Source organism: Pedobacter nyackensis (genome assembly GCF_032678475.1).
GTDB classification, from domain to species: Bacteria; Bacteroidota; Bacteroidia; order Sphingobacteriales; family Sphingobacteriaceae; genus Pedobacter; species Pedobacter nyackensis_A.
Window position 1 is genome coordinate 730,382 of the sequence record NZ_JAVTSF010000001.1, and the last position, 23,854, is coordinate 754,235.

At 38.8% G+C, this 23,854-nt stretch carries 19 protein-coding genes and 1 riboswitch; of the genes, 7 read left to right on the plus strand and 12 right to left on the minus strand.

The window, feature by feature from the left end; translation table 11 throughout:
* Positions 1–207, minus strand: coding sequence for a hypothetical protein (locus R2Q84_RS02930; RefSeq protein ID WP_316815028.1), 207 nt, complete (start codon positions 205–207; stop codon positions 1–3).
* Between the two features lie 81 nt (positions 208–288).
* Between R2Q84_RS02930 and queG the strand changes: the two genes are divergently transcribed.
* Complete coding sequence (queG, locus tag R2Q84_RS02935; RefSeq protein ID WP_316815029.1) at positions 289–1,227, plus strand: tRNA epoxyqueuosine(34) reductase QueG; 939 nt, start codon at positions 289–291, stop codon at positions 1,225–1,227.
* A gap of 22 nt (positions 1,228–1,249) precedes the next feature.
* Here queG and R2Q84_RS02940 read toward each other — a convergent pair whose 3' ends face one another.
* Positions 1,250–2,230 (minus strand): exonuclease domain-containing protein, encoded by a 981-nt coding sequence (locus R2Q84_RS02940; protein ID WP_316815030.1) that lies wholly within the window; start codon positions 2,228–2,230, stop codon positions 1,250–1,252.
* Positions 2,231–2,395: 165 nt separating this feature from the next.
* Here R2Q84_RS02940 and R2Q84_RS02945 point away from each other — a divergent pair, with 165 nt between their 5' ends.
* Complete coding sequence (locus R2Q84_RS02945) at positions 2,396–4,372, plus strand: DUF3857 domain-containing protein (protein ID WP_316815031.1); 1,977 nt, start codon at positions 2,396–2,398, stop codon at positions 4,370–4,372.
* Positions 4,369–6,285, plus strand: a complete 1,917-nt coding sequence (locus R2Q84_RS02950; protein WP_316815032.1) for a DUF3857 domain-containing protein — start codon at positions 4,369–4,371, stop codon at positions 6,283–6,285. Before R2Q84_RS02945 ends, R2Q84_RS02950 begins: the two co-directional genes overlap by 4 nt.
* On the opposite strand, the gene R2Q84_RS02955 is transcribed toward R2Q84_RS02950, so the two are convergent.
* The 7 genes from R2Q84_RS02955 to R2Q84_RS02985 form a co-directional block, all read right to left on the minus strand.
* The gene (locus R2Q84_RS02955; protein WP_316815033.1) at positions 6,271–6,393 is read right to left on the minus strand and encodes a hypothetical protein; all 123 of its coding nucleotides are present in this window, start codon (positions 6,391–6,393) and stop codon (positions 6,271–6,273) included. The genes R2Q84_RS02950 and R2Q84_RS02955 overlap by 15 nt on opposite strands.
* Positions 6,394–6,395: 2 nt before the next feature.
* Positions 6,396–6,908, minus strand: a complete 513-nt coding sequence (locus tag R2Q84_RS02960) for a C40 family peptidase (RefSeq protein ID WP_316815034.1) — start codon at positions 6,906–6,908, stop codon at positions 6,396–6,398.
* Between the two features lies 1 nt (position 6,909).
* Positions 6,910–9,519: a DNA mismatch repair protein MutS gene (gene mutS, locus R2Q84_RS02965; protein ID WP_316815035.1), complete on the minus strand. Its 2,610-nt coding sequence runs from the start codon at positions 9,517–9,519 to the stop codon at positions 6,910–6,912.
* Positions 9,520–9,606: 87 nt separating this feature from the next.
* Positions 9,607–10,332: a menaquinone biosynthesis protein gene (locus R2Q84_RS02970; protein WP_316815036.1), complete on the minus strand. Its 726-nt coding sequence runs from the start codon at positions 10,330–10,332 to the stop codon at positions 9,607–9,609.
* A gap of 9 nt (positions 10,333–10,341) precedes the next feature.
* Positions 10,342–10,953, minus strand: a complete 612-nt coding sequence (locus tag R2Q84_RS02975) for a histidine phosphatase family protein (RefSeq protein ID WP_316815037.1) — start codon at positions 10,951–10,953, stop codon at positions 10,342–10,344.
* Between the two features lies 1 nt (position 10,954).
* Positions 10,955–12,148, minus strand: a complete 1,194-nt coding sequence (gene mqnE, locus R2Q84_RS02980; protein WP_316815038.1) for an aminofutalosine synthase MqnE — start codon at positions 12,146–12,148, stop codon at positions 10,955–10,957.
* A 390-nt stretch (positions 12,149–12,538) separates the two neighbouring features.
* Entirely contained in the window at positions 12,539–13,024 is a 486-nt protein-coding gene (locus tag R2Q84_RS02985) for a lipocalin family protein (protein ID WP_316815039.1), read from the minus strand.
* A 116-nt stretch (positions 13,025–13,140) separates the two neighbouring features.
* Between R2Q84_RS02985 and R2Q84_RS02990 the strand changes: the two genes are divergently transcribed.
* The 4 genes from R2Q84_RS02990 to R2Q84_RS03005 all read left to right on the plus strand — a co-directional run bounded on the left by R2Q84_RS02990 (position 13,141) and on the right by R2Q84_RS03005 (position 18,412).
* Positions 13,141–14,256 carry a trans-sulfuration enzyme family protein gene (locus R2Q84_RS02990; RefSeq protein WP_316815040.1) on the plus strand — a complete coding sequence of 372 codons (1,116 nt, stop codon included), beginning with the start codon at positions 13,141–13,143 and terminating at the stop codon, positions 14,254–14,256.
* Between the two features lie 161 nt (positions 14,257–14,417).
* Positions 14,418–14,531, plus strand: a riboswitch (SAM riboswitch).
* A gap of 232 nt (positions 14,532–14,763) precedes the next feature.
* Positions 14,764–16,068: an O-acetylhomoserine aminocarboxypropyltransferase/cysteine synthase gene (locus tag R2Q84_RS02995; protein ID WP_316815041.1), complete on the plus strand. Its 1,305-nt coding sequence runs from the start codon at positions 14,764–14,766 to the stop codon at positions 16,066–16,068.
* Positions 16,069–16,097: 29 nt separating this feature from the next.
* Entirely contained in the window at positions 16,098–17,156 is a 1,059-nt protein-coding gene (gene metX / locus R2Q84_RS03000; protein ID WP_316815042.1) for an alpha/beta fold hydrolase, read from the plus strand.
* Positions 17,157–17,170: 14 nt separating this feature from the next.
* A complete protein-coding gene (locus R2Q84_RS03005; RefSeq protein ID WP_316815043.1) occupies positions 17,171–18,412 on the plus strand; it encodes a homoserine dehydrogenase in 1,242 nt (413 codons plus the stop codon).
* Between the two features lie 63 nt (positions 18,413–18,475).
* On the opposite strand, the gene R2Q84_RS03010 is transcribed toward R2Q84_RS03005, so the two are convergent.
* The 3 genes from R2Q84_RS03010 to R2Q84_RS03020 are packed head-to-tail and all read right to left on the minus strand — an operon-like array spanning position 18,476 to position 23,815.
* On the minus strand, positions 18,476–19,810 hold the full coding sequence (locus R2Q84_RS03010) for a dihydrolipoamide acetyltransferase family protein (RefSeq protein ID WP_316815044.1): 1,335 nt from the start codon (positions 19,808–19,810) through the stop codon (positions 18,476–18,478).
* A 50-nt stretch (positions 19,811–19,860) separates the two neighbouring features.
* A complete protein-coding gene (locus R2Q84_RS03015; protein WP_316815045.1) occupies positions 19,861–21,108 on the minus strand; it encodes a competence/damage-inducible protein A in 1,248 nt (415 codons plus the stop codon).
* Between the two features lie 10 nt (positions 21,109–21,118).
* Positions 21,119–23,815, minus strand: a complete 2,697-nt coding sequence (locus tag R2Q84_RS03020) for a putative LPS assembly protein LptD (protein ID WP_316815046.1) — start codon at positions 23,813–23,815, stop codon at positions 21,119–21,121.
* Positions 23,816–23,854: the final 39 nt, after the last annotated feature.

The following is a 23,854-nucleotide window of genomic DNA, read 5'->3' on the forward strand; positions in this document are numbered from 1 at the left end:
TTACTTATAAACTAACCAATATATCACCAATGCAATAACCAATAAAGGTATGAGCCACCTTAATACTACTGACGCGCCATTAATATCCTTCTCCTTAATTGCCTGGGGAGAAGGCCCGGGATCGTCCTGGTGTTTAGCATAGTTATGTTCTATTGGCTTATGTCCTTTGTTTGGATCTTCCGTATGTCTTGATTCCGTATTTTCCATAACTTTAAGTATTAGTAGTTAAACTAACAACAAGTGGTCCTTTAAAAAGTTTCCATCGCAAAGCCTTATCTTTGCAAAACGATGTTAAACAATGCCGCCAAATACAGTAAAGTGATTAAAGCAGAAGCCTTAAGGCTAGGCTTTATGCAATGTGGTATTGCCAAAGCTGATTTCCTGGAAGAAGAAGCTCCAAAACTGGAAAAATGGTTACAAAATAACCACCATGGACAAATGGCCTACATGGAAAACCACTTTGATAAACGACTAGATCCAAGGTTATTGGTAGAGGATTCAAAATCTGTCATTTCACTAACCCTCAATTACTTTCCTGAACAACGGCAATCCGATCCTGATGCCCCTAAAATTTCTAAATATGCGTATGGAGCCGACTACCATGAAGTCATAAAAGACAAACTCTTCCAGCTGTTAAACTTTATTAAAGAAGAAATTGGAGAAGTTGCGGGGCGTGCATTCGTAGATTCGGCACCAGTGTTAGACCGTGCCTGGGCAAAGCGTGCGGGAATTGGCTGGATTGGAAAAAACAGTAACCTCATTAATAAAAAGAGTGGTTCTTTTTTCTTTTTGGCCGAACTGATCATAGATCTGCAGCTCGAATATGATAATCCTTTTGAAACAGACCATTGTGGTACCTGCACAAAGTGTATCGACGCCTGCCCTACTGATGCCATTTTATCGCCTTTTATTATTGATGCAAAAAAATGTATCTCCTACTTAACCATAGAACTAAGGGAGGAAATTGATATGGGGTTTAAAAATAAAATGGACAATTGGATGTTTGGCTGCGATGTTTGTCAGGACGTCTGTCCCTGGAACCGCTTTTCCACTCCCCATTCAGAACCTAAATTTACAGCCAGTACACAATTGCTGGATATGAAAAGAGAAGACTGGCTTGACATTACAGAAGATGTTTTCAAAACCATCTTTAAAAATTCGGCGGTTAAACGCACTAAATTTAAAGGTTTAACCAGAAATATAGACTTTCTAAAAAAGCCCCGGTAAAGGGGCTTAAATCATCGTAATATTATTTACCAAACTTCATTTTAAGTTGTTCTAACATATCGTTAGTAACTTCTACAGCTGGTTTATCTTTCTTTATTGCAGCTTGTGGCCTTGCCGGGGCTTGCTGGGGCTTAGCCTGAGGTTGCTTAGGTCTATTCGTCTCTGCAACCTGCTGTCTTTCTTGCTTAAGCAATTCTTTCTTTTTGCTCCATCTTGTCCAGATTTCATCCAGCTTTTTCTTGGTATACAAAGGGAAATCGCCTTGTTTCATCCATGCATAGTAACTAGGTTCCGTATCAAATACGTGTTCTACAGTTTTACCTTTGTGTTTACCAAAATTGAATGTTTCCTCTTCATTTTCATTAAAAACCATTCGCCCGGCAAAGTCTACCGGTTTATTCATGTTGGTAAATGTATGAAGTGCCTCCACGTCATTGATTACCGGTTTAGAAATCTTTCCTTGCTTGTCTTCAAAGTCAACATCTTTATAACGCTCAATTTGCGCCAGCAACACATGATAAGTTGCTGTTATATCTGCTTCTGCAGAATGTGCATTTACAATATCTTTACCACAGTAAAATTTATAAGCAGCACGTAAAGTACGTTGCTCCATCTGATGAAATATATTCTGAACATCAACAAATTTCCTGTCCGACATGTCAAAATCAATTCCAGCTCTCAAAAATTCTTCCAGCAATACGGGAATATCAAACCTGTTAGAGTTATAACCGGCAAGATCTGCATCACCAATAAAATCAGCTAATTCAGCAGCTACAGCTTTAAACGTAGGAGCATCAGCAATATCTTCATCGTATATTCCATGTATTAGAGAAGAATGCAAAGGAATTGGCATTTCAGGGTTGATGCGCAACGATTTGATCACCTCAGATCCATCCGGCATTGCTTTTAATATAGCAATTTCAACAATACGATCAGCACCGACATTTACACCGGTTGTCTCCAGATCAAAAAAAGCGAGAGGACGTTTTAAATTTAATTTCATTTTAAACCTTTATTGGTAGCGCTTCAAAAGTCGTAAAAATCATTCATTAATCCCTAACTTATTTGATAAGACATTAATTTATATATGAATAGTTTACAAACTATTTTTTTATTTAAAATTCTACCTTTATCTTGCAGTATAGTTACTACAGCTAAACGCTCAAATATGAAATACACGCTGCTACTGATCAGCCTCTTTTACTCCGTACTGTCATTCGGCCAGGATTTCGAATATCTAAAAGTTACTCAACCAGAATTAAATTTAACTCAAACACCCCTTGACAGCAGTGCGAATGCAGTTGTTTTGCGTGAATTTGGTACAGCTTCTATACGCATTAACGATGTACATGGCTATTTATACATCGATTTCCAATATCATGTAAGGATTAAAATATTGAACAAAAATGGCTTTGATCATGCCAATATTGTGATTCCGCTATATACCAATGGAGATAGAGAAGAAACAATAGAGACGCTAAACGCAACGACGATCAACTATACAAACGGAAATATTTCGTACGACCAATTGGATAAAAAGAAAATATTCAAAGAAAAAAGAAACAAATACACTACACTTACAAAATTTACGATGCCTAACCTGGCTGAGGGGAGTATTATTGAATATACTTACCGCATTCACTCTCCACGTATCTTCAATTTTAAAGGCTGGGAATTCCAATCTGACATTCCCAAAATGCATAGCGAATACATAGCCTATATTCCAGGGCTATACAACTACAACGTGACCCTGGTGGGTGAACAAAAGCTAACTTCTCAAAATGCAGAACTCAGCACCGGATGTATGAGAATTCAGGGTAGAGACATTGATTGCTCGAAAATGACCTATATCATGAAGGATATCCCTGCATTGATAGAAGAGGATTACATGACTGCGCCAAGTAATTTCAGATCGGCTATAAAGTTTGAACTGTCTGACTATATCATGCCTACGGGTACTAAGAAAAGTTTCACTAAAGAATGGAAAGACGTTGACCGCGAACTCATGGACGACAAATCCTTTGGTGGTCAGCTTAAAAAGAAAGATCTTTTTGAAGATGTACTTCCAAACGTGCTTAAAGGCACCACAAATGCTTTAAGTAAAGCACAGGCTATTTATTACTACATAAAAAGCAACATTAAGAACAATGGTTTTATCGGTATTTACAGTGAGAACACCATTAAAAAGGCATTGGAAATCCACTCTGGGAATACCGCAGATATTAATCTTGCATTGGTAGCTGCATTAACCGCAGCCGATTTAGATGCGGAAGCCCTGATACTTTCAACCCGCTCAAATGGTTATGTAAGTAAACTTTTCCCTGTCATTAGTGATTTCAATTATGTAGTAGCAAAAGTGAACATCGATGGTACTAGCTATTTACTGGACGCTTCCGAGCCTTTAATGCCTTTCGGATTACTCCCCCTCTACTGTATTAATGGCCAGGGACGAGCAATTCCGCAGAAAAAACCGTCGTATTGGTACGATCTCAAAGCCAGTAAAAAAGAAACCACACGGTATAATTTAAATGCAGAATTAGGGAAGGATGGCAAACTAAAAGGGACGTTAACCACCTATTCCCTGGGTTATGCGGCATTCAACAAACGTAATAAAATATTAGCAGCAAACTCCATAGACGAGTTTGTAGAAAAACTAGACGAAAGCATGCCTAAGATAAGTATTCTTAAGCATGAAATTTTATATCTCGATAGTCTTGAAAACCCACTTGTGGAAAATTACGAAATAGAAATGCCTATTTTCCAGGATATAAACAGTGAGCCATTATTTTTCAATCCTTTTATTGTTGAGAAAATTACGAAGAATCCTTTTAACTTAAATGAACGTACCTACCCAGTAGATCTGGGGACTGAAAGCGAAACACGGATTACGATGTCTATCAAGCTACCAGATAATTATGTGTTTGCAGACAAACCTAAAGACCTCAATCTGGCTTTGGCAAATGGTGGCGGAAAATACTTCTGTATGACATCATTAACAGACGACAGGATTTTATTATTTAATCAGCTCATGCAATTCAATAAACCAATTTACCATCCCGAAGAATACCTTTCCCTTAAAGAACTCTACAGTAGAATCATACAACTGCAAAAAACGGACATTGTACTTAAAAAGCAAGCAAAATGATCTTAAAACAAATTGGCTTAGCAGCACTTATTTTTTGCGCTTGCAACTGCTATTCACAGATTGAATATCCTGCCAGCCAGATCAGCCCTGCATTAAAAACCCGTGCCAATGCAGTTATCAGGAAAATGGAAACCATTGTAGATATGCGTAGTGATGACAATGTAGTCATTACAGTTAAAAAGGTTGTTACTGTTCTCAATAAGAATGGCGATGATGAAGCTGAAACTACCTTACCCTACAATAAAAACACAGCGATTAAATATGCGAAAGGTATCATTTACGATGCTTACGGTATGACAGTTGGTAAATTTGCATTGAACAACTTCTCTGATCATAGTGCGGTGAGCAGCATCTCCCTCTTTGAGGATGACCGGGTAAAGCGTTTTGCACCAACTGTATTGTCTTACCCCTATACAATATCCTGCGAATACGAAATCAGATCAAAACAAAATCTGATGATCCCTAGCTGGTATGCCAGCAGTACACCCGATGTTGCTGTTGAACAAAACAGCTATACATTTACCTCTAAACCCACAGATAAAATAAGGATAAAGGCAGTTAATTATAAAGGAGAACCTACTCTTGTAAGCAATGAAAAGTTTAAAAGTCAGACCTGGGAGGTAAAAAACCTTCCGGCTTTTAAAGCTGAGCCGTTTGCACCCAGTATGAGCAACTACCTTACTCATGTCAAAATTGCACCCCAGGAATTTAATTACTACGGTCATAAAGGAAACTATCAAAACTGGGAAGAACTGGGTAAATGGATCTATAATGATTTGATAAAAGATCGGCAGGCACTAAGCCCTGTGGCTGTTGAAGAGATCAAAAATTTAGTAGTGGGGATAAACAATGACAAAGATAAAGCACGTAAAGTATACGAATATGTGCAGAAAAAGACCCGATACATTAGTGTACAAATAGGAATTGGAGGAAATCAACCCATGCAGGCAAGTGAAGTTCACCAGCTTTCTTACGGGGATTGTAAAGCCTTGGTTAATTACACGCAAAGTTTATTGAAAGTTCTAGATATCCCTTCCTGGTATTGCGTTGTAAATGCCGGCGATTTCAAGAAAGATATGGAACCAGATTTTGCCAGTATGAACCAGGGAAACCATATCATTCTCTGCCTTCCATTTAAAAGTGACACTACCTGGCTCGAGTGTACAAGTCAGGACAGTCCATTCGGTTATTTAGGAAATTTTACAGACGACCGTACCGTTTTAGCTTGCACAGCAGAAGGAGGAAAAATACTAAAAACACCAGCATTACCCACTCAAATGAACCTACAGGACCGAAAAGCTGAACTTGTTCTGGATGTTGAAGGCAATATTAAAGGCTCTTTAAATACTAATTTTTATGGTTCGCAGTACGATAACTATGCACAACTTATTAACGAGCCCATAAAAGAACAGCTGAAATTACTAAAAAAAACCTATGATATAGACAACATCGATTTCGACACTTTTAAGTTCAGTCAAGATAAAGGATCTAACCCCGTTACAAAAGAGAACTTACAACTTAGCATTCAGAAATACGCTCCGAAAACCAATAATCATATTTACCTGGTACTAAATACCTTCAACAAAAAAAGAAATATTCCAGAGGTAAAAAATAGGACCTTACCGGTTTTCATCAATAGGGGGTATACAGATTTGGATGAGATCGTGTATGTCCTCTCAGAGGATCTGGTCATTGAAGTTATGCCCAAAGATGTAGAGATTAAAAACAGTTTCGGGACTTACCATGTTACTGTAAGAAAAGACGATAAAAAACTGGTTTATAACAGAAAATTTGTTTTAAATAACGGTACTTATCCTGCCGACAAATATGCAGATTTTGCTGGCTTTATCAGCGTGGTAAACTCAAACGACAACATGAAAGCTGTCTTTAAAAGCGTATCAGCTAAGAATTAAAATACCTACGGCAATTCCAATTGCCATAATCAGGTACATCAGGATTTCTGTAGTAGCAAACTTTTTATATTTGGTCCAGAAAGATATGTCTTGTTTTGGCTTTGTCATTTTTATTTTTTTAATGTACCCGCCTTTACAATCGCTTTCTGATAAGCTGGGATACTTAAATCATCTACAACTACACCACGAGTAGTTGAGGCATGTACAAAAAAGTTATTGTTAAGGTATACGCCTACGTGATCAACAGCTCCGCCACCAAAAGAAAAAAAGATCAGATCACCTTCATTGAGGCTACCTATCCCCTTTTCTTTTACTACATCAGCCTGGTCTCTTGACCTCCTTGGCAACGAATTACCATAAATATCCTTTTGTAGCAACAATGCAAAACCAGAACAATCAATCCCCCTTTTATCCAGGCCACCCAAACGATATTGCACACCAGTCCAGTCTGTTATAAATCTATACAGTTGTTTGCTTTTTAAATGCGACATGGCTTCAGCTGCTTTAACCGCCGATGCATTAGGCTTTGCTGTATATCTTCGGGAACTACATGCTGATAAAAACAACATGAGCACTAAAACAATCGACCAAGTGCCCCGGGTAAACATCGTTGTTCTATTCATATTACTGTTTAATTAAGCGTTGTATCTCATCCAATTTCAGCAATGCCTCCACGGGTGTCAATACATTCACATCCAAATTATTAAGCATATCCCTTATTTTTACCAAAATGGGATCATCTACTGCAAACATATGCAGCTGATATGCCTGATTTTGAACCTTTTTAATACTGTCTTTAATACTTTGTCCCTCTGTCCTATCTATTTCCAGCTTTTTTAGAATCTCATTCGCTCTGTTGATCAGTTTAGGAGGCATACCCGCCATTTTAGCTACATGAATACCAAAACTATGCTCACTGCCACCTGGAATCAGTTTACGCAGGAAGATCACTTTATTCCCTACCTCCTTTATCGACACATTAAAATTCTTAATTCGGCTCATCGTGTTGGCCAACTCATTCAGTTCATGGTAGTGGGTAGCAAAAAGTGTTTTCGGCTTAGCTGTTGGGTGCGTATGTAAAAATTCAGCAATTGCCCAGGCAATGGAAATCCCGTCGTAAGTACTTGTTCCACGACCTATCTCATCCAATAAAATTAAACTATTGTCAGATATATTGTTCAAAATACTGGCCGTTTCATTCATTTCTACCATGAATGTACTTTCTCCGGACGATAAGTTATCCGAAGCACCAACCCTGGTAAATATCTTGTCAACCAAGCCAATTGTAGCGGCCTTGGCAGGCACAAAACAGCCCATCTGCCCCATCAGTACAATAAGTCCTGTCTGGCGTAAAATAGCCGACTTACCCGACATATTGGGACCGGTAATGATAATGATCTGCTGACTTTCATTATCCAGGAATACATCATTTGTAATATACTCTTCGCCTACAGGCAAGCGTTTTTCAATAACAGGGTGTCTTCCACCCTTAATATCCAAAGCTTTGCCCTTATTGATCTCCGGCTTCACATAATGATTTTTAACAGCCAATTGTGCAAAGCAAAGCAATACATCCAATTGAGCAACTAAAAATGCATTCAGCTGAATTGGTTTAATATAAGTGCTTACCTGATAAATCAGCTCGGCGTATAATCTGACTTCAATCTGCTGAATTTTTTCTTCAGCACCTAAAATCTGCTCTTCATATTCTTTAAGTTCGGGAGTGATGTAACGCTCGGCACTTACCAGTGTCTGCTTCCTGATCCAATCCTCAGGTACTTTATCCTTATGGGTATGTGTAACTTCAAGGTAATAACCAAAAACGTTGTTAAAAGCTACTTTCAATGATGGAATACCAGTTGCTGCAGCTTCGCGTTTCTGTATCTCCACCAGGTAATCTTTTCCACCAAAAGAGATTTTGCGCAAACGGTCCAGTTCCTCATCAATACCATCTGCGATCACGTTTCCTTTAATCAGCAATGCAGGCGGATCTTGCTGCAATTCCCTTTCCAGTTTCTCCCGGATGCTTAAGCAAGGATTTAATTGTTCCGCAAGCGCCATTAAAAATGGATTCTTTGATGCTTCAGCCAGGTTTTTAACAGACTCAATATGGTAAAGGGCCTTTTTTAACTGGCACAACTCTCTTGGGCCAACCTTCTGAAGGCCAACTTTAGAGATCAATCTTTCCAGATCACCAATTTGTTTGATGTGCGATAAAAAATCTTGTAAAAGCGAATCATGCTTCACCAGGAAATCTACCATTCCTAAGCGTTCCTGAATCGGTTTTAACTCCTTTAGTGGCATAATGATCCACTTGTGCAACAAACGGGCACCCATCGGGGTACAAGTTTGATCCAGCACTTCAAAAAGCGTCACCGCGTTGTCGTTGGCCGAACTTACCAATTCGAGGTTACGAATTGTAAAACGATCCAGCCACATATATTTATCTTCCTCCAGTCTGGAAATAGAAGTAATGTGTTTTAAGTTGCGATGTTCTGTTTCGTTCAGGTAATGCAATGCAACACCAGCAGCAACAATACCGGTCTGTAGTTTGTCTACCCCAAAACCTTTCAATGAATTAACCTCAAAATGCTTGGTTAAGATTTCATTCGCATAATCGGTAGTAAAAGCCCAATCGTCAAGGTGAAAAGTATAAAATCTATCACCAAAAAGCTCCATGAACTCTTTCCTTTTGCTCTTTTGAAAAACAACCTCATTGGGTTTAAAACCCTGTAACAGCTTGTCAATATATTCAGTACTTCCCTGAGCCACATGAAATTCCCCTGTAGAAATATCTACAAAAGACACACCCAGCATGTTTTTATCGAAATAGATTGACGCCAGGTAATTGTTAGATTTCTGACTAAGGATATTGTCATTGTAGGCTACCCCCGGTGTAACCAATTCAGTTACCCCACGCTTTACAATGGTCTTGGTCATTTTCGGATCTTCCAGCTGATCGCATATCGCAACCCTTTGTCCGGCCCTAACCAGCTTTGAAAGATAATTATCCAACGAATGGTGAGGAAAGCCCGCCAATTCCAATGCACCATTTGGTCCGGTACCTCTTCGGGTTAATACAATACCCAAAATCTGGGCTGTTTTGACAGCATCCTCGCCAAATGTTTCATAAAAATCACCAACTCTAAATAGCAATAATGCACCCGGATACTTTGCTTTAATCGCATTGTATTGCTGCATTAACGGGGTTTCCTTAGTATTATCTTTAGCCAAAATGATTATGTTTTACAAAATCGTAAAGATACTACTTGAGCCGTAGGCTTTGCGATTTGTTGAAAATTAAAAAAATGTGAATAGGTTTTACAATTTTGTAATATAAGACAAAAACAGGTTTAAAGCCTCACGCTTTTTGTCGGTCAGCTCAAAATCAAGCTTATGCATCAGGTAATCATCCAGGTCAAAATTCGACTGTCTGGGTAATTCCTCAAGCAGTTCTTTTCGCTTAGACAAACCAAAAGAAAGCGCTTCATTAAAATCATTAATAAATGCTTGAGGAATTGGCTTATTGGCAACCCAAGCGGCATATACGAATGGCAAACCTGTAAAATTCATCCATTCCTCGCCCATATCATAAGCGTAGGCAAATTCTTCCTTTTTACCAAAAGTACGATCACCAATTAAAACAATAGCATCCGTCTCCGCTGCCGGATCTGTGGTATAGCTTACCGTTTTTTTGAAATGAAATTTCAAGAGCACTTTTGCGAGGTTATTTGAAGTCCGCGAATGACTGTCCAGTCTTACCGACTTAATTTCGCTTACTGGCATTTTACTAAAAATGAATACCGAGTTTACAGCTCCAACAGATCCAATGCAATAATCTGCAATGATATGGGCATTGGGAACCTGCGGGATCGCAGCCACGGGAATCAATCCTACATCCACTTGTCCATCAATTAATTTAGCAGCGCAATCTGTAGGAATATCTAAACCCAATTCTATCTGTTCCAGTACTGCTGATTGTTCAATTCCGTAAATAAAAGGCTTGGTATTGGTATAGGAAACAGCAGAAATTTTAATCTTATTCAACAGCGTTACTTATTTTAAATGATCGGTATTGTTAAATTCGGTAATCACAAACTCATCCCCCGTTAATTCAAGCTTATAGAGTACGGTATTTTGGTGAGGAAATGAAGTCATTTCAGAAATAGGAGTATTCGTCAGCAGACATAGGAATAACCGCATGGCACGACCATGCATACAAACCAAAATAGTTTTTTCATTTGCTGCATTTTTGATAATCTCAACTGCTTCTTTTTCTCTTATAACTACATCGTTAGGACTCTCACCTCCTTCAAAACGCGCATCATAATCTCCTGATTCCCATTTCTCCATCAAACCTTTAAAAGCGGCAATGGCCTGTTCATCGTTAGGTTTTCCTTCCCAGATTCCCCAGGCAAGCTCGTCTAGCCCACTTAGTTGTTCCCAGGATACACCAGCATCAATAAAACCTTTTACGGTCTGATGCGTACGTTTCAACGTAGAGGTATATATTTTATCAAAAGCAATGTCTTTATAAGTAGCATAAAAAGCTGCTGCCTGTGCACGGCCAGTATCATTCAGATCACTGTTTATTCCACGCCCCTGTACTATCCCCTGTTTATTTAAGTCAGTTTCACCATGTCTGATGATATATATTTCCTTATCCATTCTAATTTATTACCGGCAATTTATAATATTGAGGTTTCACTTCGTCTTCAAAAACAACATCGGTATAATCCGTTACTACATTATACAAAGTATCCCGTTCAATTGGTTTACGGTTCACCTGTTTAATCAGGTTTACCAGTTCCTGGGTATTCATCGCAGGATGTTGTTCTTCTGCACCAGCCATCGAATAGATTTTGGTGGTATCATCCAAAGTTCCGTCAATATCATCCACACCAAAGTTTAAAGATAATTGAGCAGTTTGTCTGCTGATCATTGCCCAATAGGCCTTAATGTGATCGAAATTATCCATATAAATTCTCGCAATAGCGTAATTCCTTAAGTCTTCAATCACAGAAACCTCGGGTACATTATCCATCTGATTATTCTGATTCCTAAATTTAAGCGGTATAAATGCCTGGAAGCCGCCCGATTTATCTTGTTGCTGGCGCAGACGCTCCATATGATCTACCCGGTGCCAAAACTTTTCAATATGGCCATACAACATCGTTGCATTGGTTTTCATACCAATTTTATGCGCCTGTTCGTGTATATCCAGCCATTGTTCAGCATTACATTTATCATGGGCAATCTGCTCCCTGATCTCTGGATGAAATATTTCGGCCCCACCCCCTGGCATAGAATCAAGTCCTGCTTCCTGCAAATATTTCATTCCATCGTAATGACTTAGTTTAGCCTTCTTAAAAATGTAATAATACTCAACCGGAGTTAGCGCTTTGATATGCAAATCGGGGCGGTGCGCCTTAGCTTTCCTAAAAAATTCACTGTAAAACTCGAGGTTCTGTTTAGGCACCACACCACCTGTAATGTGCACCTCTGTAACCGGCTCGTTGTCATACTTTTTCAATACATCCATCATACCATCTACGCTCATCTCCCATCCTTCCTCACGTTGTTTAATCAAACGTGAATAAGAGCAAAACTTGCAATCATAAACACAAACGTTTGTAGGTTCTATATGAAAATTGCGATTGAAGTAAGTATTGTCACCATGTTTTTGCTCTCTGATATAGTTCGCTAAAACACCCAGATAACCAAGTTCAGCATGTTCGTAAAGGTAAACACCTTCATCAAATGTAATTCTTTCCCGATTTTGAACTTTTAAGGCTATTGCTTTTAATGCTGCTGACAGATCAGCATCTTCCAGAATTAAAGCAAGTTTTGAAGTCGTATCCATCTATAATGTATAATGCACAAATCTAGTATAAAATCATAACATACCCGTTTTTTTAACTGATTTAACCTGTCAGTCCTGTGTAAAAGAGCTTTATAAAACAAGTACATCTTACAAAGACCACCCTAACAATTAAAAATAAACTTATAAAAAAATGTAGCTAACAAAAACTCTACACCTACAGGCAATAAACCTATAAAAACTATAGCTGACAAAAAACTGTGCATTAACAAAACAATAAAAACTGTACACAAACAAAAAAGGCCTGTTCCTCCTAGAAAGAACAGACCTTTTAGTTTCCTGTGACTCAAAAAATTACCTTCTCAGAGGAGACCTCAGGCGCTTTTGCTTTTTCAGCAAAAGGTGCCAGGCTCCGAAGAGAACGGTTATTTTTTACTTTTGTGCCTTATTAAAGTTCAACACAATATATGCTGTACCACTACCATACTCAACTGGTGTTTTAATTACCATAGTATCACCACTAGCAGAAGAAAGCAACATTCTATAACCCTCTGTTACATTTTTAGCTTTATCACCTTCATAAATCTTTTTAAACTGGAAAGTATCCTCTTTTGGACTAGCTGACCAGTAAATAGACTGCATTTTACCAGCGCACTCGCTTCCCAAGGTGTAACTTCCATTGCCACTGTTAGTCAATCTCCAGGTACTTCCAACAAAACACTTATAAGATGACTCGCCAAATAAGGACTTTACGGACGACTGAGGTATCCCCTCAAAAGTAATATCATTCAACACCCAGTTACCGGTTACATTCCCTCTTTTAATAGGTTGAGTAGTGGCTGCACCTTTTGGAGAACAGCTTTGCAACACCATTATTGCACTGCAAAAAATGGCTGCTATTAACAATATTCTTTTCATATTCTAGTATTTTTACTTTTTAAATACATAAATCTTGCCAAAACTTCAAGATAATATTTTTTACCTTTAAAGGCGACCTGTCGTACCTTCATTTTTTAGCATTTAACCCCATAATAATGAGAGCAGAAACCGTAGCCATACATGCTGGAAATTTATATAAAATCAGCACACAAGACGTAACCCCTCCCATAAATTTATCTACAACATTTCTAAGAAATGAGGAAGGTGGATATTCCGGTGGACACATGTATAGCAGATTGAGTAATCCGAACAGATCGGCACTGGAGCATATCATCACCGAATTAGAAAAAGGAGTTGATGCCTGCGCCTTATCATCTGGCAACACAGCAGGGATGACCGTTTTCCAGGCATTAAAACCAGGAAGTCATATTATTGCTCCTGACGATATGTATTGGGGTTTAAAAGGGCAATTGCTAACCATTTTTGCCGACACCTTACAATTCGACTTTATTGATCTCACTGATATCAATCTGGTTAAACAAAGTATCAAGGCAAACACTGTAATGATATGGGCAGAAACACCTTCTAACCCATTGTTAAAAATAACCGACATCGTAGCCTTATCAGAAATCAGCAAATCAAACGGACTGATATTAGTATGCGACAGCACTTTTGCTTCTCCATGTTTACAAAATCCAATTACTTTGGGCGCAGATATTGTTATGCATTCATCTACAAAATATATCGGCGGACATAGCGATGTACTGGGCGGAATTTTAATCACTGCAAAAAAAGATGATTTCTGGAATAAAATTAGAAACATTCAGCAGGTTGGAGGTGCGGTCCCTTCTCCCTTTGATTGTTTTCTATTGATACGGAGCATTAAAACTTTGGCTTACCGTATGCGTGGACATTGTGAAAATGGTATTGCGCTGGCATACTACCTGGAAAAACATCCGGCAGTTGAAGCCGTCTATTATCCTGGTCTTCCTAGCCACCCCGGGCATGAAATTGCGAAGAAACAAATGAGTGGCTTTGGCGGTATGTTGTCTATACTGGTAAAAGGCGGGAAAACAGAAGCGAAAAGAATTGTAAACCAGGTAAAACTCTTTGCACAGGCAACCAGCCTTGGCGGTGTTGAAAGTTTAATAGAACATCGTGCTTCTATTGAAGGCCCAAATACCAAGACCCCACAAAATTTAATTCGGATATCTGTTGGACTGGAACATATTGACGACCTAATTGCGGATTTCAAGCAAGCTTTACAATAAAAACCTACCTAAAACCGCTCAATAATTTAACTTTATAAATCTAAATATCAATTGATTACAAAATATTCAGAATTTAATTTTGGTTATTCTCACACTTAGACCTACATTTGTATCATCGTTAGCGAAAGCTAATCAAGTCAACCCTCGAATTTTCAAGGTTTGATTTATAAAGAAGTGGCGAGAGACAGGCTCTTTGACCCACTGGCAACCCTCCCAAAATGGAGAAGGTGCCAATTCCTGACCAACCAGCATGGTGCTGTTTGGAAAGATAAATTTAAACGTATGAAAACTATTACTTCTAATCTTAGTCATTATTGCTGCCCACAACACGTCATGTGTATGTGCTGTCGCATGCAGTAATCTTTAAATCTTCCTTTTGCATTTCTAGTAATTCATCCGGAAGGCCCTTTATGGGTACGCAACACAGCTATATACTTTTATGCGTTTTTAGCATTAATGTATTCCAAAAGAAATTAATTAAACCATATACAAAAAAACTAAAAGAATATGTCAGCTTCTCATAAATTTGAAACATTACAAGTACACGCAGGTCAGGAAATAGATCCAACAACAGGCTCAAGAGCTGTACCTATATATCAAACCACTTCTTACGGATTTAAAAACTCTGAACATGGTGCAAACCTTTTCGCACTTAAAGAGTTTGGAAATATCTATACGCGTATCATGAACCCTACTACGGATGTTTTTGAGAAACGTGTTGCTGCACTTGAAGGCGGTGTTGCTGCATTGGCAGTTGCATCCGGACAAGCTGCACAATTCATTGCATTAAACAACATTTTAGAGGCTGGCGACAACTTCGTTTCCTCTTCACACTTATATGGCGGTTCATACAACCAATTCAAGGTTGGTTTTAAACGCCTGGGCATTGAAGTTAAATTTGCAAATGGCAATGATCCTTCAGACTTCGAAGCGAAGATTGATGAAAATACAAAAGCCATTTACCTGGAAAGTATTGGCAATCCTGCTTACAGCATTATCGATTTCGAAAAGATTTCAGCTATTGCTAACAAACATGATCTGCCATTAATTGTAGACAATACATTTGGCGCAGCAGGTTACCTGTTTAAACCTTTAGAACATGGTGCTCATATCGTTGTGCAATCAGCTACAAAATGGATCGGTGGACACGGTACCAGCATTGGTGGTGTTATCGTAGATGGAGGAAATTACAACTGGGGAAATGGAAAATTCAGTCAGTTTACTGAGCCTTCAGAAGGATATCATGGATTGGTATTTAATGATGTGTTTGGAATTGGCGGACCTTTTGGCAATATCCAGTTTATCATTCGTGCACGGGTAGAAGGCCTAAGAGATTTCGGCCCGGCCATCTCTCCTTTCAACTCTTTCCAGTTATTACAAGGACTTGAAACTTTATCACTGCGTGTTCAACGTCACGTAGACAATGCACTTGCTTTGGCAACCTGGTTAGAAGGTCATCAAGCAGTAAAGAGCGTAAATTACCCTGGTCTGGAAAGCAGTCCATATCATGCCAATGCAAAGAAATACCTGCAAAACGGATTCGGAGCAGTATTGTCGTTCGAATTGCACGGTGAAAAAGAACAGGCAACTACATTGGTAGACAGTTTAAAACTCGTAAGTCACCTGGCTAATGTAGGCGATGCTAAAACTTTGATCATACAGCCATCAGCAACTACACACCAGCAATTGAGTGATGAAGAACAACTGAATGCAGGTGTTACACCTAACTTGTTAAGGGTATCTGTTGGTATTGAACACATCGACGATATCAAGGCCGATTTTGAACAAGCTTTTGCCGCTTTAAAGAGATAAGAATCTAATACATTTTCCAGAAAATAATAATGAGTATAATCTCCACATATAATTACACCAAAACCTTTAAGCTTGAAAGTGGCAAGAAATTACGCAAGGTTGAAATTGCATATCAGACTTATGGTAAGCTAAATGCAAAAAAAGACAATGTGATCTGGGCTTGCCATGCGCTTACAGCTAATTCTGATGTGCTGGATTGGTGGAATGGATTATTTGGAAACAATGCACTGTTTAACCCGGATGAACATTTTATCATCTGTGCAAATGTATTGGGATCTCATTATGGAAGTACAAATCCTTTAAGTGAAAATCCGGTAACCGGCTTACCTTACTACTTGTCTTTCCCTGAGTTTACCATCAGAGACCTGGTTGCTGCACACAAATTGCTGGCTAAACACCTGGCTATCCAGCAAATAAAGGTACTTATCGGTGGATCTTTAGGCGGACAACAAGCGTTAGAATGGGCCATCACTGATCCAAACATTGTAGAAAACCTTATTTTAATTGCTACAAATGCCGTTCACTCTCCATGGGGCATAGCTTTCAATGAAAGTCAGCGACTAGCCATTACTGCTGACCGTAGTTTTTACGCTCAAAAACCTGACGGTGGATTAAAAGGCCTGAAAGTAGCGAGAAGCATTGCTTTGTTATCGTACAGAACTTATGATGCTTATGCCGCAACACAACTGGAAAGCGTAAACGATAAAACAGGCGGCTTCCGGGCAGCTTCTTATCAGAACTACCAGGGAGAAAAACTATGTAAACGTTTCAATGCTTACAGCTACTGGTATCTAAGTAAAGCGATGGACAGTCATAATGTTGGGCGCGGCAGACAAGGCGTTACCGAAGCTTTGGGATTGGTAAAAGCAAACACATTGGTTATAGGAATTGACAACGATGTACTTTTCCCATTATCAGAGCAGGAATTTTTAACAAAACATATTCCAGGTGCAGAATTTTATAACCTAAAAACTGCATACGGACATGATGGTTTCCTTATCGAAACCGATACACTAACCAATGTTATTGGCAATTTCCTTAAAGAAAGTGTCTACAAGAAAATAATTAAATTACATAAAACAGCATAATATTTAGAATTTAGATGAGCAAGAAACTTAAAATTGGGTTATTTGGTTTTGGGGTAGTTGGCCAGGGTTTACATGATATCATCCGCGGTCAGGATTTGAATCTTGAAATCATTAAGATTGCAATTAAAAATCCAGAAAAGAAACGTACGTTAGATGCACACCTTTTTACAACAGATCATGATGAACTGTTAAACAACAGTGAAATCAATACAATTGTAGAATTAATTGATGATGCCGAAGTTGCTTACAACATCGTTAAAAGAGCATTAATCAGTGGTAAAAACGTAGTTTCTGCCAATAAAAAAATGATTGCTACGCACCTTGCTGAGCTGGTTGAATTGCAGGAAAAACACGACGCTTCTTTGCTTTACGAAGGTGCAGTGTGCGGAAGTATTCCAATCATTCGAAATCTGGAAGAATACTACGACAACGAATTACTTCACGGTATCAGCGGCATTTTCAATGGTTCTTCGAACTACATTCTGTCAAAAATATTTAACGAGAACCTGGAATATGGCGTTGCTTTAAAACAAGCTCAGGACCTTGGTTTTGCAGAAACCAACCCTATCCTGGACGTAGGTGGTTACGATCCTAAATTTAAACTGGCTATTGCAACTGCACATGCTTACGGACTGTTTATTAATCCTGATAACATTCTGAACATTGGTATCCAGAATCTTTCTGAGAATGACATCAGATATGCAAGAGAAAAGAACTATAAGATTAAACTGGTTCCTACAGCACGTAAAATAAGCACCAAACAGGTGGTAACTTATGTATTGCCAAAGTTTGTTAAAACTGATGATTTCCTTTTCAATGTAGAAAATGAATATAATGGCGTAACTGTACAGGCTGCTTTTGCAGATAAACAATTCTTCTTCGGAAAAGGAGCTGGTGGTCATCCTACTGGTGCAGCTGTGCTATCTGATATTGCAGCTTTAAGATATGATTACCGTTACGAGTATAAAAAGTATCACCAACACAATGGCCTTATTCATACCGATGATGTACAACTGGAAGTTTACCTGCGTTATGTACATGAATATACAGTTGAAAAACTACAGATCGAAAATATTGTAGAAAGATTCTCACGTGATGATTACAAATATGTAATCGGAAATGTAAGCCTGAAAAACCTTATCGCTAACCGTACATTGCTGGAGCAGAAAGATGTATTCATTGCCCACACAGGCAAATACACTTACACTGAGCAGCAAATTAAGGCACTGGCCGATGAAGGTGTTTTATTAGGCTAACTATTGTTTTGTTTTGATCATGAAAAAGGCCTCTTACGAGGCCTTTTTCTATTATAACGCTTTTTATATTTCTCTGTTTGTATCCCAGTTTTCCAAATAATCGGCAACCCTGCGAACAAATGAACCGCCAAGTGCACCATCTACAACCCTATGATCGTACGATAAAGAAAGGAACATCATATGCCTGATGGCAATTACATCACCAAACTCAGTTTCCAACACGGCAGGTTTCTTTTTAATGGCACCAACAGCTAAAATAGCAACCTGTGGCTGATTAATAATAGGTGTCCCCATGATATTACCAAAAGAACCTACGTTTGTCAGCGTAAAAGTACCATTTTGCGTTTCATCTGGCTTCAACTTAGAATTACGCGCACGTAATGCCAGGTCGTTAACAGATTTGGTCAGGCCCACCAAATTCAACTGATCTGCATTTTTAATAACAGGTACAATCAAATTTCCACTTGGTAGGGCTGCTGCCATACCAATATTAATATCTTTTTTCTTAATAATCTGCGTACCGTTCACCGATACATTGATCATTGGAAAATCTTTGATGGCTTTAGCAACAGCTTCCACAAAAATTGGTGTGAAGGTAATTTTTTCGTTCTCACGTTTTTCAAAATTCCTTTTCACTTTTTCACGCCACATAACCATATTCGTCACATCAGCTTCAACAAATGAAGTTACATGCGGAGAAGTTTGCTTGCTCATAATCATGTGATCAGCGATAAGCTTACGCATTCTATCCATCTCTATAATTTCATCACCACCACTTACACTCGTTGTAGTTGATGGAGCTGTAGCCTTTACAGGTTGCGTAGCCACAGATGGCTGAGCAACAGGCTTCGCTACAGGTGAAGCAGCAGTATCTTTAGCAGGAACTGACTGTCCGCCTTTTCTAGCCTGAATATAATTTAAGAGATCATCCTTTGTTAAACGGCCATCAGATCCTGTTCCGTTAATATTATCTAATTCGGCAAGCTGAATACCTTCCTGCGCAGCAATATTCTTTACTAAGGGCGAATAGAAGCGATCCGATGAAGCAGCAAATTCAAGTTGTTCAACACCCGGTATATTTTCAACAATAGGCGCAGCAGGTGTTTCCTGTGCTACAGCAGATGCTTCAACAACCTCATTAAATACAGCTGAATCTTCATCTGTTTCTATAATTGCAATCACTGCACCAACCTGTACAATATCATCTTCTTTAAATAATTGCTTTACCAACTTCCCGGCTATCGGCGAAGGAACTTCAGAATCCACCTTATCAGTTGCAATTTCTAAAACGGTATCATCAAGTTCAATCCTATCACCAGGCTGTTTAACCCACTTAATAATAGTTGCTTCCGCAACACTCTCCCCCATTTTAGGTAACAATAATTCGTATTGAGCCATTTTTTATTTTATGATTTGTATCGGGTGCAAAAGTAAAGTATTTTGAACACTTAACCCACATCTTGTTTCAGTTCATTCAAAACCATGGCTAAAGCAGCTATGGCCGAACGCTCAATGTTCTGTGCACGACGATTACTAAAATTAAATAAACGGGCAATTACGTGATGCTGGTTTGCAACAGCAATCCACACAGTACCAACAGGTTTATCGGGAGTTCCGCCATCCGGACCTGCCACACCACTTACAGCTACTGCGTAGTCAGTTTTAAAATTAACCCTGGCCCCGTAAGCCATTTCTTTCACAGTTTGTTCACTTACTGCTCCAAAAGCTTCCAGTGTTTCTGCTTTAACACCTAAAACTGACATTTTAAGCGCATTAGAATAGGTTACAGCGCCGCCGGCAAATACAGACGAACATCCCGGGTGCTGTGTAATTAGCTGCGAAATATATCCCCCGGTACAACTTTCGGCGGTTGATAAAGTGAGCTGGTTGGCCTCCATCATATCCAGCAAAGCTTTCTCCAGCGCAATGTCTTCATCAATAACTACATGTTTCTTTACCCTATCGATGATTCTTTGAGCATAACCCTCTACTTCCTTTTTAAGGATAGCTTCATCCGCACCAGTTCCACTAAGCCTTAATCTGATCTGACCCAGTTTTGGTAAATAAGCAAGCCTAATATGTGATGGTAAGCTATCTTCAATATCCTCAATCTCAACCGCTAAAAAAGACTCGCCAATATTAGCTGTCAGTATAGTCTTATGAAAAATAGCAGGGAGTTTAAAGGCCTTTTTCAAACGCGGAAGAATTTCCTCGCTCATCAGGTACATCATTTCAAAAGGGACCCCAGGCATCGATACAAATATCTTTCCATGCTCCTCAAACCACATACAAGGCGCAGTACCATTTTTATTTTTAATAACCGTGCAACCGTCAGGCACATCTGCCTGTTTGCGGTTAACGTCAATCATAGGTTTATTAAACTTTACAAAAATATCCGTTACATGTTCAAGCGTTTCCTGATCCCGTCTAAGGCCCATGTTAAAATACCTCGCCATGGTAATTTTAGTGACATCATCTTTAGTGGGGCCCAAACCACCGGTAATCAAGATAATATCCGCACGTTTTTCGGCAAGCGTTAATGCCTCAATGATATGATCTGCATCATCAGAAACAGAACTAACCTGTTTCACCTTTATGCCAATTAAGTTCAATTCTCTGGCCATCCATGCGGAATTCGTATCCACAATCTGGCCAATCAGTATTTCATCACCAATTGTAATAATTTCTGCTACCATAAAAATCCGTTTAGAATCTAGTGTAATATCCTTTTCTTTTGCTCAGTTTCAAATCCTGAAGTATCGAAGCCTTAACTTTAATATCCACTGAATAACTCTGATAAAAACCAAATGGAACCCATGTAAAGGCCATATCCCAGCAATGTAAATCGCGGTAAATAGAGAAATTAGTTTGAGAAAGTGTCTTACGTTTAAAGTCCCATCCCGAGCTAAAAGTTACCTTCCATTTCGGGGTAATATTGGCATCACCATTAAAGTTCAGTGTATTGGTTATTTGTTCATTTTCTCCAACCCTATCAGTACTGTAGTTAAAGGTGTAAGAGAAAGCAAAGTTCCATGGAATATTAAAATCAACAAATGCATTTGGATCGCGACTTACTCTGGCCAAAGCTTCAGCCTGCTCAGGCGTAATTGCACCTGCATTTTTTTGTTCTTTTAACTTATCTTCCGTATCATTTTTCTTTTTCAAAGCCTCAGGATTTAAACTATAGCTAAATGAAAATCCGAAATTCGTTAAACGAGGCAATTTACCTTGCGTCCAGGTATATTTATCAACTAAAACCCTTTGCCTTCTACCTGTAATTGAATTTGTACTGTCTTTATACAAGTAAGGATCCAATGTACCATAATAGTTAATCCCTAATTTATCGGTAAACTGTGAACGACCACTAAAGCTTAAGGTGGATAGTTTAAATTCTTTTGCCAGCAGGTTATAAGATCCGCTGATACCTAAACCCTGAATAATCGGAATTTTCCTTTCGCCGGTACCTGTAGTATCCTTTGGTGACAATACCTTTGCTTCCACTGTATTATCGAGTGAAAAACCTATAACTGCACTTCTACCCTCTCCAGGTCCTCCATAAGCGGAACCTTCATGGATAGAATATTTAAGTGGTACACGCTGTCCCTCATAATTAGTTGTAAAAACCGTATCCCCATTCTGGTATAGTGCATTTTTATAGTTCCCTTTTCTGACATCAGAAAAATCCGGCGTATAACTAAAGTTAACACTAGGAGTCATTACATGACGTAACGCTTTAAAATTACCGAATTTCTTAAATTGTGCCGTAGAATATACTTTCGTTGACAGACCGGCACTTGCTGAATACTGCCCAGACCTGTTAAAACCTGGTATTGTGTCTATAAAAACTGCATCAGCGCCATTAGGAACTTTGGCGTAGGTTTTTCTGATGGTTTGAAAGTGCCATCTTTCCAGGTAGCTAACTCCAGTATTAAAGTTAAAATATTTCAATACGTTAAATGCCATATTGATGGGAATGTTATGCTGCACACCGCTTCTGAATTTGCTTAGGCTTTCTCTTCTAAAAAGCAAAGAATCCGGAGAGCTAATGCTATTGGTAGCCTGCATACTATAACCTACCGATATCTTCTGATACCACTTTTGTTCACCTACCTGATTTTTAGAACTAAAAGGATTAAATGTAGGTACAGATAAGGTAACATCAGGCAAAGTTAAACTAACATTTTTGGTTGCTGTTTCCTGTGAGTGACGTAAAGCTGAAGTCATATTGATCCCATTACCAAAAACACGTCCGTAAGAAATACTTGAGCCTAAAGTATTTCTTGCAATAACATTTGGATCATAGGTTCCACCTGCTGCAGTCGCCCTGTCGTAAGTATTTGTCCCCGCATCTACACTTGCAGAGAAAGTAGTTCCAGGTTTGGCATTTGGATTCTGCGAATGGCTCCAGTTGATCTTAAAATCCTTACTCCTGCTAAAATCCTGTGTACCTTCAGTCCCAAATTTGTTATTCGCATAATCCAGGTTTATATTACCGTTAAACTTATATCTTTTGGTGTAATTAGAAGCTAGCCTTGCACTATAAGATCCATAAGAATAAATAGAGCCTGTTATTTTTGCATCCCAATAATCACTCAGTCCCAGGTAATATCCACCATCCTGTAAGAAGAAACCCCTCGAGTAATCTTCACCTGGGGTGGGCAAAATAATCCCTGAACTTTTCTTGTTTGGCTTGGGAAAGAATGCAAATGGTAAACCCAGCGGTAGCGGAATATCTTCAATTTTTAAATAAAGCGGCCCCGCAATAATCTGGTTTTCCGTGACAATCGCCTTGGTAAAATGTATACCAAAGTGGGGATGTGGTAAATTACAGGTACTATAAGTTTGTCCCTTACTATGTATCTCATCGTCAGGCTGCTTCTTCGCCTTTCCGCCGGTAAAAAATCCACCCTCCTGCTCTGTATAAACGCCCCATATATTACCGGCCTTCGTAACCGTATTAAACTTCAGGGAATCAGCCTTTGATGTCGACTGTCCTTCCATCTTAAAAATTGGTCGCCCCACATATTTACCTTTGGCATCCATAACGCCTCTGGCATAAATCACATTCGTTTTATTGTTATATGTGATGTATTCAGCATCCAGTTCCAGGCCCTGGTAAATCACCCTGGCCTTTCCATATAAATAAACAATACTACTGTCCTTACTAAAGGAAACAGAGTCTTTTGCCGTATACTGAATTTTCTCGGATGCTGTCGTATCCTGAGCTTTTCCTGGCATACTCCCCTTATTTGCAAGGTTATTTTTTAGGCTGTCCTTTTTAGTGGTGTCCGTTTGCTGAACAACCTGAAAAGTAGAAAAAGAAGTGAAAGCAAGCGCATGGTTACTAACAGATGTTAATAAAACAATCGCTTTTATAAAAATGATATAGCGTAAAAGTTTCAAATTCGTGTGTGAATGTTATTTTTGCATTAATGTTTAATC